The 13,912-nt window shown below is 39.9% G+C and carries 10 protein-coding genes; 5 read left to right on the top strand and 5 right to left on the bottom strand.

What is annotated here, in order from left to right; translation table 11 throughout:
* Window positions 1–170: 170 nt before the first annotated feature.
* The 3 genes from KEM09_RS08595 to nspC all read left to right on the top strand — a co-directional run bounded on the left by KEM09_RS08595 (window position 171) and on the right by nspC (window position 4,900).
* Window positions 171–1,364: a saccharopine dehydrogenase family protein gene (locus KEM09_RS08595; protein ID WP_212227616.1), complete on the top strand. Its 1,194-nt coding sequence runs from the start codon at window positions 171–173 to the stop codon at window positions 1,362–1,364.
* Between the two features lie 618 nt (window positions 1,365–1,982).
* Complete coding sequence (gene asnB / locus KEM09_RS08590) at window positions 1,983–3,569, top strand: asparagine synthase B (RefSeq protein WP_212227614.1); 1,587 nt, start codon at window positions 1,983–1,985, stop codon at window positions 3,567–3,569.
* A gap of 188 nt (window positions 3,570–3,757) precedes the next feature.
* Entirely contained in the window at window positions 3,758–4,900 is a 1,143-nt protein-coding gene (gene nspC, locus KEM09_RS08585; RefSeq protein ID WP_212227612.1) for a carboxynorspermidine decarboxylase, read from the top strand.
* Window positions 4,901–4,955: 55 nt separating this feature from the next.
* Here nspC and KEM09_RS08580 read toward each other — a convergent pair whose 3' ends face one another.
* The gene (locus tag KEM09_RS08580) at window positions 4,956–5,474 is read right to left on the bottom strand and encodes a DUF4136 domain-containing protein (protein ID WP_212227610.1); all 519 of its coding nucleotides are present in this window, start codon (window positions 5,472–5,474) and stop codon (window positions 4,956–4,958) included.
* A 46-nt stretch (window positions 5,475–5,520) separates the two neighbouring features.
* Window positions 5,521–6,999, bottom strand: coding sequence for a DUF3300 domain-containing protein (locus KEM09_RS08575; protein WP_212227608.1), 1,479 nt, complete (start codon window positions 6,997–6,999; stop codon window positions 5,521–5,523).
* Between the two features lie 209 nt (window positions 7,000–7,208).
* Between KEM09_RS08575 and KEM09_RS08570 the strand changes: the two genes are divergently transcribed.
* Complete coding sequence (locus KEM09_RS08570) at window positions 7,209–8,033, top strand: SDR family NAD(P)-dependent oxidoreductase (RefSeq protein WP_212227606.1); 825 nt, start codon at window positions 7,209–7,211, stop codon at window positions 8,031–8,033.
* A gap of 71 nt (window positions 8,034–8,104) precedes the next feature.
* On the opposite strand, the gene rlmD is transcribed toward KEM09_RS08570, so the two are convergent.
* Complete coding sequence (gene rlmD, locus KEM09_RS08565; RefSeq protein WP_212227604.1) at window positions 8,105–9,514, bottom strand: 23S rRNA (uracil(1939)-C(5))-methyltransferase RlmD; 1,410 nt, start codon at window positions 9,512–9,514, stop codon at window positions 8,105–8,107.
* A gap of 209 nt (window positions 9,515–9,723) precedes the next feature.
* Between rlmD and queF the strand changes: the two genes are divergently transcribed.
* Window positions 9,724–10,164 (top strand): preQ(1) synthase, encoded by a 441-nt coding sequence (gene queF / locus KEM09_RS08560; protein WP_212192669.1) that lies wholly within the window; start codon window positions 9,724–9,726, stop codon window positions 10,162–10,164.
* A 58-nt stretch (window positions 10,165–10,222) separates the two neighbouring features.
* Here the strand turns inward: queF and KEM09_RS08555 are convergent, their stop codons facing one another.
* Together KEM09_RS08555 and KEM09_RS08550 are read right to left on the bottom strand one after the other, a co-directional pair.
* Window positions 10,223–10,447: a hypothetical protein gene (locus KEM09_RS08555; protein ID WP_212227602.1), complete on the bottom strand. Its 225-nt coding sequence runs from the start codon at window positions 10,445–10,447 to the stop codon at window positions 10,223–10,225.
* A 15-nt stretch (window positions 10,448–10,462) separates the two neighbouring features.
* The gene (locus tag KEM09_RS08550) at window positions 10,463–13,807 is read right to left on the bottom strand and encodes an Ig-like domain-containing protein (protein WP_212227600.1); all 3,345 of its coding nucleotides are present in this window, start codon (window positions 13,805–13,807) and stop codon (window positions 10,463–10,465) included.
* Between the last annotated feature and the right edge of the window lie 105 nt (window positions 13,808–13,912).

The raw sequence follows: 13,912 nt of genomic DNA, 5'->3' as shown, positions 1-13,912 counted from the left end.
ATGATTAAATAACGATTTTAGACACAAAAAAATAATCAATAACAAAGATGATAGGAGTATTGCCAGTTATCCTTTTTTTTTGTCAATTTGCAATGATGACCTCAATGACGAGGCAGAGTTAAATGCATTAGTAAAAACGAAACATTAGGTTTTTTATTACAACTTATCAAATGGGTAAAGTTTTAATTATTGGAGCAGGTGGTGTTGGCACCGTTGTAGCTCACAAAATGGCATCATTGCCAGATGTATTTTCTGAAATAATGCTGGCCAGCCGTACCAAAAGTAAATGCGATGCAATAGCAGAGCGCATTGGTAAGGATCGCATTCAAACCGCTCAGGTAGATGCAGATAATGTACCTGAATTGGTAGAGTTAATTAATTCATTTCAGCCTGACATTGTGGTTAATGTGGCATTACCCTATCAGGATCTGACTATAATGGATGCCTGTTTAGAAACAAAAACAGCTTATTTAGATACGGCCAACTACGAACCTATTGATGAGGCTAAATTTGAATACAAATGGCAATGGGCCTACCAGGACCGCTTCAAAGAGGCGGGCATCACTGCTATTCTGGGGTGTGGATTTGACCCGGGCGTTACCAGTATTTTTACGGCGCATGCAGCCAAGCACCACTTTGATGAGATTCAATATTTGGATATTGTTGACTGTAATGGCGGCGATCATGGTAAGGCTTTTGCCACCAATTTCAATCCGGAAATCAACATTCGCGAAGTCACTCAAAAAGGGAAGTATTGGGAGAATGGCCAGTGGGTGGAGACTGAACCACACGAAATTCATAGGCCATTAAACTATCCGAATATTGGCGAACGCGAATCATACGTTATTTACCATGAAGAACTGGAGTCACTGACCAAGAATTTCCCAAGTCTGAAACGTGCCCGTTTCTGGATGACCTTTGGGCAGGAGTATTTAACACACCTGCGCGTTATCCAAAACATTGGCATGGCTGGTATTGAGCCTATCATGTACGAAGGAAAAGAGATTGTACCGATTCAGTTCCTGAAAGCGGTATTACCTGATCCGGGTGATTTGGGTGAAAACTATACCGGCGAAACATCGATTGGCTGTCGTATACGTGGTTTAAAAGATGGTAAGGAAAAGACCTACTACGTCTATAACAATTGCAAGCACCAGGATGCCTATAACGAAACAGGCGCACAGGGTGTGAGCTACACCACAGGTGTACCGGCCACTATTGGTGCCATGATGTACCTGCAGGGACTATGGAGAAAACCAGGTGTATTTAATGTTGAAGAGTTTAATCCGGATCCGTTTATGGAGCAACTCAACAAGCTGGGCTTACCTTGGGTTGAGCAACACGATGTGGATATTGAATTGTAATCCAGTCTAAAATAATAATAGAAGCTGTCACCTGTGGCAGCTTTTTTTATGCAATCCTCAGCCACCTGCCAGGCATCATCACTTTAATTAGCAAAAGGGTCACCAATATTCCTGCAAGCCTGCAGCAACATACCTGCACAATTGTCTGCGCCATTGCTGCAACTTTGCAGCAGGACATTGCATCCCCGCATTGAATAATTTGAATTTTAAGAAAGGTGTGGTCAATACCAGATTAAGACGCAATAACTTCACAAACGCCACAGAGCGATATATTAATACTTAATCAACCCCATATATTACTATTTAATATTTCTCATTTACTTTTTGCAACTATTTATTATTTTTTCAATTAGTTAATGACAACCCCCAATTTCATCTTGTTTTCGTCTTAAAAAATCACAATTCCCACTTACAAGCTATGTTTTTAAGAGCTTTACGAACTTGATTCGATGTTTTTTTTTCAGGACATCCTCACATATGCGCAAAGTATCAATATGACACTTCCAAATGATTTTTACTTATTTTTTGTAAGTTTTTCTTGTTTTTAAATAATGATTCATTACTTTTGAATCAGAAATAAAAACAATTACTCCATTACAAATTAAAAAATTAAATGTCATGTGTGGATTTGCAGTTTATACAGGAAGCGACAAAATGGACAAACTAAAGTTTGCCCGCGAGTTTAAGAAGATCCAATACAGAGGTCCGGATAACTCAATAACAAGAGATTTTGATGACGAAGGATGGATGGGGTTCCACCGCCTAAGTATTATGGACGTGTCTGCAAATGGTAATCAGCCCTTAGTTTATAAGCACATAAATTTGGTATGTAATGGAGAAGTATACAATTACAATGCGCTTAGAACTAATTACGAGGAGTCATTTGAGTTTAAGTCGAGCAGCGACTGCGAAGTCATCATTCCTTTATTTTTAGAGAAAGGCATTGAAGAAACAGCCAAAGCACTGGATGCCGAGTTTGTGTTTGTGATCTACGACTCTGTAGCTAAAAAATATTTTGCAGCACGCGATCCAATCGGTATCCGTCCACTATTCTATGGTTACTCCAAAGAAGGTGATATCCTATTTGCCAGTGAAATGAAAACCCTGCATGAACTTTGTGCAGAAGTGAAACCATTTCCTCCGGGACATTATTATGATGGTGAAACCATCAAGCAATACCGCGACATTTCGAAAGTCGAAAAATTCGTTGACCATGAGCAGGATGAGATATTTATGCACATCAACCACTACCTGACCAAAGGTATTGAGAAGCGTTTACACGCCGATGTGCCCGTAGGTTTCCTGCTAAGCGGCGGCCTCGATTCGAGCCTGGCATGTGCAGTTGGTGCACGCATGCTCGACAAACCCATCAGAACCTTTGCCGTGGGCATTGAAGACGACCCGATTGACACAAAATATGCACGTATTGTAGCAGATTACCTGGGTGCCGATCACACTGAGGTACTGTTTAAGAAACAGGATATTTTTGATTCTCTGAGTCACTTAATTTATTGTATCGAAACCTACGATATAACCACCATCAGAGCCTCAATGGGTATGTACATGGTTTGTAAATACGTGGCAGAGAATACTGACATTAAGGTACTGATGACAGGAGAAATAAGCGATGAGATATTCGGGTACAAATACACTGATTTTGCACCATCGCCAGCAGCCTTCCAGAAAGAGGCCGAGAAGCGCCTGAAAGAGATTTACATGTACGATGTACTCCGTGCTGACAGAAGTATCTCATGCAACGGATTGGAAGCTCGTGTGCCTTTTGGTGACCTCGACTTTGTTGAGTATGTGATGAGCATTCGTCCTGAGAAGAAAATGAACTTTACCGGCATTGGCAAGTACCTGCTGCGTAAAGCTTTTGAAGGCGACTACCTGCCAAAGGATATTCTGTACCGCGAGAAAGCAGCATTCTCTGATGCCGTTGGACACAGTGTGGTAGATTATCTGAAGGCCTATGCCGAAGACATGTACAGCGATGAAGAATTTGAGGCTAGAAAAGCGAAGTATACACATGCCACTCCTATCTCTAAAGAATCAATGATGTACCGCGAGCTGTTTGAAGAACACTTCCCTGGCCGAAGTCAATCAGTAAAAGACTTCTGGATGCCTAACAAGGAATGGGAAAACTGTGACGTGAACGATCCAAGTGCTCGCGTATTGCCCAACTACGGTAAGAGTGGCGAATAAATACAAGGCAGAAGACGGAAGTTGAGTGAAAATCGGCGCCATGAGAATCGCTGACTGCCGGTAACTAGAAACATTATATCATTAGCCATAAAAACAAAAGTCTGCATAAGGTCGGAGCCCAATAGGGTTTCGGCCTTTGTAGTATATCAGCTGCAGATTCATTACTTTTACAGCAAAAAGATAAATCAATGGCAATTGACTATACCAAAGTTCCAACCCCTAGCTATGTGCTGGATGAACAGTTGCTTCGCAATAATCTAAAACTCATAAAATCGGTGAAGGAGAAAGCCGGCATTGAAATCATCTTGGCCTTCAAAGCCTTTTCAATGTGGAGCGCCTTCCCAATTGTGACAGAATACATTCCTAAGGCTACCGCCAGCTCAATACACGAAGCTCAACTGGCCTACGAAGAAATGGGAGCCAAAGCACATACCTATTCGCCTGCCTATAAAAAAGATGATTTTGAAACCCTGATGCGCTACAGCAGTCATATTACATTCAACTCCCTGTCGCAGTTTGAGCTTTTTAAGGAGGATATCAAACAATACCCCGATAAAATATCAGCCGGCATTCGTATTAACCCACAGTTCAGCGATGTAGAAACTGACTTATACAATCCATGTGCACCCGGATCGCGCCTGGGAGTTATTGCCAGCCAGCTACCCGCGCAGTTACCCGAAGGCATTGAAGGACTGCATTTTCATACCCTTTGCGAATCCACCTCCTACGATCTGGAAAAAACACTTAAAGCAGTAGAAGAGCGTTTCGCCAATTACCTGCCACAGGTAAAATGGATCAATATGGGAGGCGGTCATTTAATGACCCGCAAAGGCTATGACACCGAACATCTGGTGGAGCTACTCAAACGATTTAAAGAAAAGTGGAATCTGGACATCATATTAGAACCAGGCAGTGCTTTTGCCTGGGAAACAGGCGACTTAGTTGCATCAGTAGTAGATATAGTTGAGAATCAAGGCGTAAAAACAGCTATTATGGATGTTTCCTTTACAGCACATATGCCCGATTGCCTTGAGATGCCCTACCAGCCACGGGTACGAAACAGTAAGCAGGGCGCTATAGAAGGGATGCACATCTATCGACTGGGAGGTAATAGCTGCCTGGCTGGTGACTATATGGAGTATTGGTCATTTGAGCAGGAACTTAAGCCCGGTGATAAATTGGTCTTTGAAGATATGATTCACTACACCATGGTTAAAACCACCATGTTCAACGGGGTACCACATCCAAATATTGCCATCTGGAATGATTCAACAGGCCTGAAGATAGTTAAGAAGTTCACCTATGAGGATTACAAAAACAGGTTAAGCTAAAAAGTAAAGAGCGCTTCAAAACAGAGGCGCTCTTTGTTATCATTAACCTGCACTATTATTTAATCGGGTACTTCCAGAATAAACGTTCAATCATTTCATCCATCGCCTTAGTGCGTTTTTCTCCACCCGACGGAGGCGCTATTCCTTCTGCGCGACCTTCCCATATCATTTGCTTCTTTCTCACATCTATCAGGCTAACAATCAGCGTTCCCTCGCGGTAATTATTAACATCGGTGGAAGTATACCAGCCACCCCAACCATAAAAATAAGGACCATAACCACCATAGTGCGTATTTGTTACCACTGTTTTTTCTACTGATGTAACATAGCCATTAATAAGCAAGTCTGGCTGAGTTGATAAAACATACCCCCTCTTCTCCATCTCCGCCTGAACAGCATTTTTAACTCGCCGTTTATCTAAATCATTGAGCTTAATTTCTTCAAAACTCTCACTAAAATTAAAGGATTGGTAGCCTCTGAAGTCTGCTGATGGATCCCAATCTGCAGTTGTCCTTACTGATGAACAAGCTGAAAACAGCCAAACACTTATAGCAAAAAATACTATCCGTTTCATAACAAACAGTTTATCGTTATACACTCCTATTATTACAAACTAAAAATCATCGCCGTTTAAAACCTCCGGCTGGACGAGCAGCAGGGCGTGTAGCCGGTGTTGAAGGCCGACTCCAGTTCTGCCTGAAACTTTCGTTGGAACGATAGTTATTATAATTTACCGGCGGACTTGCCGGACGGGTAGTCGGACGAGTTGATGGCTGCACCGGTTGTGTAGCAGGCCGGGTGGACGGGCGTTGTGTTGGCTGTGTAGGTCGGGTAGACGGACGCGTAGCAGGCCTTGTTTCTGGCCGCTGCACCGGGCGTTCACCAGGGCGCACATCCGGACGGGTAGCTGGTCGTTCAGCAGGCCACTGCTTTGGAATAATCTTAGAGCGATTGTTGTCTATCCTCGCTAAATTTGACCTATCGAGGTAAATATTGTTGTTAATATTCACATTTACTGTACGATTAAAATTATAGTACGAACGCAGATGACGGTGCGCATGACGATAATAGTGATACGTTAAGTGTGGGTATCTGTTAGGGTAATAGCGATGATGCCAGCCAACATACCAATACGAAGGCATACCTATATAGATAATGCGCCCCCCGGAACCGTAGTAAAAACCTGTATGGTAATACCATGGGTATGGTCGCCAATACGGATAGCTGTACCAGTATGGATATCCATACCAGTATGAATAATGATTGACATTTACAACTTCCACCTGTTGAGTCACAGGATCGGTTATGCTTTTATTATTCATCTCCTCCGATGCAAATTGCTCCGCTGCTGCCAGCATTTCCTGATAAGCCTCTTCATCCTCCTCCATTTTCTGTTGATAATCTTCCAGCTCTTTAGCCTTCTGCACCTTAATCTGATTATGCATTTCTTCCAGCTTAGCTGACATATCTGCCGGATACTGATTATAGACACTTCCGGCCAACCTGGTAAATTCAAGATTATCAGCCATGGTTGCCAACACTTCAGGTGTATCAATTAGTCGCTTAATAGCCTTCTGGAATGAACTGTCATATTTGCCAATTAGCGCTTCAAAATCATCTTTATTTTTCTGATTTAAGCGATCAATGGCTGCCAATATTTTATACTGAGAACGTCCATACTTCAATGCCGCCTCATGAATATCCTGAGGATACGCGATTATGATATTCTCAACATCACTTTTTTTCGGCTTTCCATTAATTGTTAATTCCTGAATCAGATCGGGATATCGACTCAACTCATAAATACCAAATTGCTTATCCCTGTCAAGCCCTTCTATTAATGCTCTGAACGAGTTTTGCGAGGCCTGTTGCATATCTTTAATCTGCTGCACCACTTCTGGATGCTGGGCAACAGCCAATATATCATTGCGCACAGCTTTATCATATCCTGCTAAACCATAAATGAGGGTACTATCCTCCTCAACCACCTTTTTAAACTGTTTCAAATCAGTTTGCGCAAAAGCAGTATTGGTAAAGTTAATTAGCATTACCATGGCAAGTATCATGGTAGTGGTCAAAATATTTAAGTGGCTTCTCATAGCAGTATTTTTTTCGAGTTATAAAGTTTTTAGTTTCAAATAACATGCCATGATGAATATAACAATAATATCACCTGATACAAAACCCTTTACAATTCTTATAGCAATACAATAAGCAAATTTGCGTTTAAAGCAAAACAAATGCAGACACTAGTCCATGAAAGCTATTATGATTAACTTTGTCATGGCATCATACTAATACACTAACCATGACCGCACCAAATAAAAAGATAGCCATTATAACGGGGCCAACAAGTGGAATCGGACAGGCCTTTGCCATTAAACTGGCAGAGCAGGGCTATGAGCTATTGCTTATTGCCAGACGCAAGGAGAAACTCGTTGAATTATCCAGCTTTCTTTCTGCCAATTACAACACAACGATTAATTACATTGTAGCCGATCTATCTAAAGAAAGCGATATACAACAAGTTGAACAGCACATCCATTCTCTTCAAAATATTCATTTATTAATCAACAATGCAGGCTTTGGTATTGCTGGTTATTTCATGGAAGTGTCAATGGAAGAGCAATTGCGCATGATAAACGTGCACCTAACCAGTACTGTGAGATTCAGCAAAGCTGTATTGCCAGAAATGATTAAGCAACAATCTGGCTATATAATCAACCTGGCATCCTTTGCTGCGTTTATGGAGCTACCAGGAAGTGTGATGTATGCAACCACCAAGGCGGCCATCATCAAGTTCAGCCAAACCTTGCAGAGTGAGGTGGGGCGATACGGCATAAAAATTCAGGCCTTAAGTCCTGGTTTTACCCCAACCTCCTTTCATTCCGCCATTGACCGGAAAGCTGAATTCGTCAATCGTGTACCAGATTTTCTATGGACACCTGTTGAACAGGTAGTAGAAGCTTCACTGGCTAACCTGAATAGTAATAAAGTCATATGCATACCGGGCACTATCAATACCCTTCTGTTTTGGCTGAACAAGTCGCCCTTATTGTCTCGCTGGATTCAACACGTTGCCACTAAAAGGCAAAAACCTCCCAAAAGCTCGGTGCTTACAACTAAAATCTAACTATTGGGCACAAAAAAGCGACAAAAGCCTATCATGTTTTGACCTTTGTCGCTTTTTGATATGCGATACTATTATTTTCTTTCCAGAAGCACTACATTTTCAACATGGTGCGTATGCGGAAACATATCCACAGGCTGCACTTTGGTTACTTTATAACGAACATCCAGCATATTAAGATCGCGTGCCTGTGTAGCTGAGTTACAGCTTACATAAACAATACGATCCGGTGCCGTGGTTAAAATTGTTTCAACTACATCGGCGTGCATACCTGCTCTTGGCGGATCAACGATCATTACATCAGGGTGCCCTTGTTTCTTTATAAAATCAAAGTTGAGTACATCCTTCATATCACCCGCAAAGAAGCTGGTATTATCGATGCCATTAATGGTTGAATTCACCTTTGCATCTTCGATGGCTTCAGGCACATATTCTACTCCAATCACTTTTTTAGCCTGACTTGCCACAAAATTAGCAATGGTACCCGTGCCTGTATATAAGTCATAAACGACTTCATGACTTTTAATGTTAGCAAAATCACGTGTTACCTTATAAAGTTCGTAGGCTTGCTCCGAATTCGTTTGATAGAAAGATTTTGGGCCAATTTTAAATTTCAAGCCTTCCATCTCTTCAAAGATATGATCCTGACCTGCAAAAAGAACAATATCCTGGTCGGCAATGGTATCATTCTTCTTTGAATTGATAACATACATCAGTGATGTTATTTCAGGAAACTTTGTTTGAATAAAACTCAGAAGACCTTCCCGCCATTCTTTATTCTCATGAAATAAAGTAAGAATAACCATTAATTCGCCGGTAGAACTCGTGCGAATAATCAGTGTTCTTAAAAAACCCTCCTGTTTCTTAAGGTCGAAAAAGGTTAGGCCATGTTCAAGGGCATAGTCTTTAATAGCCAAACGAATAGCATTGGACGGATCCTTTTGTAAATAGCACTTCTTGACATCCTCAACCTTATCATACATACCAGGAATGTGAAATCCAACCCCATTACGATGCTCAACAGGCTCATCGGTCTTTAGTTCTTCCTCAGATAACCAGCGGTTATTCGAGAACGTAAACTCCAATTTATTTCGGTAAAACTCAGTTTTTTCAGAACGCAAGATAGGTGTAACATCTGGCAAAGTTACCTTACCAATCCTACTTAAGTTATTAACCACTTCACGTTCTTTGTATTTTAACTGATGCTCATAAGGCAATGCCTGCCATTTACAGCCACCACACACACCAAAATGCTCACACATAGGCTCCTGGCGAATACTGCTGTATTCATGAAAAAATACCGGAAAACCTTCGTAGTAGTTGCGTCGTTTCTTAGTTACCTGCACATCCACTACATCGCCAGGCACAGTGCGCTGCACAAATACCACCCTGTCCTCTACCCGGCACATGGCTTTGCCTTCAGCTGCCACATCTGTTATGGTTACCTTCTTTAATAAAGGTTTACTTTTTCGTGATCGTCCCACTTTCTATCTGTTTTTCGGGCGCAAAATTAGTTAAAAAAGTCCGAAGTCCGAAGAAGGAAGTCCAAAGAGAACATAAAACATATTGCTTCCTTCTCCTTCCTCCACTTTCTAATAAAAACTAACATTTATCACCATTCCTCTCATCATCTATTATAAATCATTATTTTTGTTCTTCATAAAGCAAAACAAAAACCGAAATTATTTAATTAATGGAACAGCAAGTTTTAACGTACAAAGACATTGACCAGTCTATACTAAAGTCGCTGCCTAACCCCACTGGACAGGCATATGAGATTAAGATTAAGATTCCTGAATTCACCTTTCTGGGGGTTAAGAATCAGCCCGACTTTGCAGATGTATTCATTACTTTTTATCCTAAGAAACGCATCATTGAGCTGAAGTCACTTAAAGAATACGTGCATCACCTGAGAAACATCACGGTATCATACGAGCGCCTGATTAACGTATTCTACGACCATTTGGTTGAGGTATATGAGCCGGAGCGCATTCGTGTTACCATGATTTGCAATCCTCGCGGAGGCATCAGTTCTAAGCTAACGGTTGACTCAGATTGGAAAGTACGTGGTGGTGATGAAAAATTCAGCGATTGGAAAAATAACCTGGAAGATACCTGGCAAGTAACCATGTAACAAATACCGGCAATGATATAACAATAAAGGCGACCAATGGTCGCCTTTCTGTTTTTATCTATTTTAAATTGTTCTCTTCAAACGGATTATCCTGCAAGGAAGATGAAGATTGCTGGGCTGTTGGTTGAGGAGGCCCACCACCACCACCAGGATCTGGCGGTCCAGTTCCATCGTTTGGAGAAGCCATTACCAGCAAGATATCCTTATCTAGTTCATACTCTTTTAATTCAGGAGCCCTATATGTATTTCTTTTAACTTTTAACATATTCATTTTCCAATACAAAGAAACTGTTTTTTCTTATTCCACAAAAACCTTTTTTACAAATGTACCCTCACGACTATTAACCTTTATAATAACAATCCCTTTATTCATTGCAAGAACCTTATTTAAACTATTCCCAACTAGTTGTCCATTAGCAATTAACTGCCCGCTAATATTAAAAAGATGATATGTTGGATTATTTAGATTCGGAATATCTATATACAAATAGTTGTTATTGCTATAAATCTGAATTTGTTCAGAATCTTCGGTGTTAATATTAGTTGCACCATCATTCTTGGGTTGAATATGCAAATTAAAACGATTAGTTGTCAATCCTTGAGCTATTGAAAATTCATATTGACCAACCTCTTGCATATCAATAAAATTAGATATTCCTGTTGATAAATCTTCTAGCTTAACCTCTATTTCTTTATTAAAGTTATTGACTTCCTTCAACTCAATAGTATAATTTCCCTCACTTGGCGCATTAACACCAATAGGAACTATAATCGCATCACTAAGTTCATCAAAGCTATTAATGCATAATTTCTTATCCTGAAGCAATGAGAATATTTCAAACACATTGCCATATTTACTTGCAAATCGTTTTTCTGTATCATGCGTATCAAATACCGCTTTGGCTTCATTATTAAAAGCAATAACAGCCTCATCTTTACTTTCACCATTAACTCCAACCAGTCTAATAACACCCTTATTATCCGACTTAGTTGACTTGAGATAAGTATTAGTATTGTGAACTCTCGCCGATGAAGGAATTGATAATGCTCCGGACAACTCTCCATCAGGAACTCGAACCCAGAAAGCATGATGAGAAGGAATTACACTAGTTCCTAACTCAGGTAAGTTAGTTCCCAACTCTGCATTTCCATTGTACGTTCCATACTGCTGTGAATCATTTAAATACACCCAAAAAGCATTAAGCAATCCAGCTGTCCCAATATCCAATAAATTCCAGTCTATCGAACATGGATATGGATTCCCTGCTAGATTAAAACCTCCATTATGGGTCGTTTTCAATGCATTTACATTATAAGAAGAGGCATTATTAATAGCACCACTGAACACCATATTCTCGAAAGAATATGACTGATATCCTTTCGCCACATCCATTGGGGTATTTGCTCCAATGGGCACCCATTCATTAATACTCATATCATATTCAGAAACAACGCCTACACAATTAATATTTGCTTGAGTTGCTCCTGCAACGGGCGATGAAATCATCATCCACTTAGTTGGGTTACTCGTGACATTTTGTTGTATTTGCACTTTATTACTGCTAGAAATATTCAATGTACCGTTATTTATCAGTGAGGCATTTCCTTTTCCTGTATTTGATGAGGTCATAACAAAATATCCTGTTACTAATAAATTACCCATAGAACCTATGTTTAATTCAGCTCCGGCTTCAATAACAATGTCTTTCACGTAATAGCCCGTATTAGTAGTAACATTAGGCCAATTTGAAACACCAGTAGCTGGAATAAGCGCATTAAATCCTGCAACTAATGCTCCTGTCCAGTTATCCGGATCGCTCCAATCACTAGAAACACTTCCATTCCAGGTTACAAAATCAGAAGTCGTAAATGAACTTGCCATTACTTCTGTTTGCTCATTGCCAAACCAATCCTCTACTGGATTAACAATAACGGAATAAGTTGTGCTACTAGCAAACGGCACATTTGGGGTGATAGTTAAAATTTGTTTAGTTGGATCAATCGTAACACTATAATCAGAGAATCCAGGAATATTAACTAGATTATGTGCGTTAGTATTATCAATAACTGAACCATCTACGTTTCGGATCGCTTCATTATAGGTTACAAGAATATTAGAAGAAACTGAAATATTAGTAGCCCCATCAACAGGATTAAAATCAGCAGTTGGAGCATCTCTCTCAACTGTTGTGAAACTAGTTACTCCAACTTGAGAATCTAATCCTTGATCCGAAACTGCAAGATAATACACATAATAGGTTGTTGGAGCAATATCAATCCCATCAATATCCAAAACATCAACAAACTCTATATTTGCCTGCATAGTTCCTGGGGCTGTTGAATTATGAAATAAGGCTACTGCACCATTATGATCTAAACCATTCATAATTTGAGCAACTGAAGGCTGCGTGATACTGCTCGTTACAACGTAATAATAGGTACCTGCCTTATCTGTTCGCCCTACTATATCAACATTAGTTCTGGATAAATTTCTAGTCGATGGATAACCACTGGTCCAAATCGGAGGTCCAACAGTGGTGAATCTCCAGTTATTATCCGCCGCATTGTTGATGCCACCATAACCGGCACCAGAAGTTGACTCAATAACTCCGTTGGGAACTGTAATATAATAAGCTGTATTCGGATTCAGTGCTGTAGGCAAAGTAATTGAGAGTACATCCGAAGTAATATTCAAGTTAGCATTTATTTCTCCATTTCCTATCAAATAATTAATTACGGGAGATTGAGTTGCATTATCATTAATCCTAATATAATAGTCTGATGTAACATTAACCCACTGTATATCTCGGTCAAAAGTAAGTCGAAATGTTTTATCTATTGGCACATTTATTGAGTCCTGAGTAGGACTATAAATTATAGGAATTGGAGGATATGATATGGCTGTAAATCGCCAATTATTACCTTCTGAGTTATCAATACCATCAAAACCATTGATTGCCCCTTGATCAATCGTTATATAATAACTTGTTCCTTCCAGAAGATTATCGGTTGGATTGATAGTAAGTACATTATCAGATATTGAAACCCCTGGTGATGCACTTCCCAATGTACAAGTCCAGGATTCCAACAAGGCATCAGCATCACCATTATATAATCTTATTTCAGGGAAAGTGAAATTTGGATTAAATGAAATACTATTCTGAAAAGTTAAGGTCATAGAAGTAATCAATGGAACATCAATTGCATCTTGCAGTGGGTAATAAATCAATGACGATACCGTTGCGAAACGCCAGTTATTTAATTCTGAGTTATCAATTCCTCCAAATCCGTCAATTGCTCCAGGATCAATTTCAATATGGTAACTGATTCCCTCAAGTAGATCATCTGAAGGATTTATAATCAGATCATCTCCCGAAATTGTCACACCTGGCTGTGCAGAACTATTTATACAAACCCAAGTCTCAATTAATGAACTGCTATCGTCATTATACAATCGTATTTCAAGAAAAGTAAAGTTGGGATTAAAACTGATATTCTGATCAAAAGTTAAAACCAGATTTTGTGCTTTATCAGCATCATTCGCATCCTGCCCTGGTTCATAGCCAATTATCGATTGACTATAAGCACCAACACTAATAACCAATCCAACAAATATGCATAATAACGCGTAAATATTTCTCATAACCTATTATTTTTCATAGACGAACAATCCGAAAGATACTAAAATCCATCGTATTAACATTAACAACTTCTGTTCAATAACCCTTTCAACCAGATTCTTTGACAA

Origin of the sequence: Carboxylicivirga mesophila, from assembly GCF_018271975.1 — a bacterium.
Taxonomy (GTDB): domain Bacteria; phylum Bacteroidota; class Bacteroidia; order Bacteroidales; family Marinilabiliaceae; genus Carboxylicivirga; species Carboxylicivirga mesophila.
This window is presented reverse-complemented; position numbering and strand designations above follow the sequence as displayed.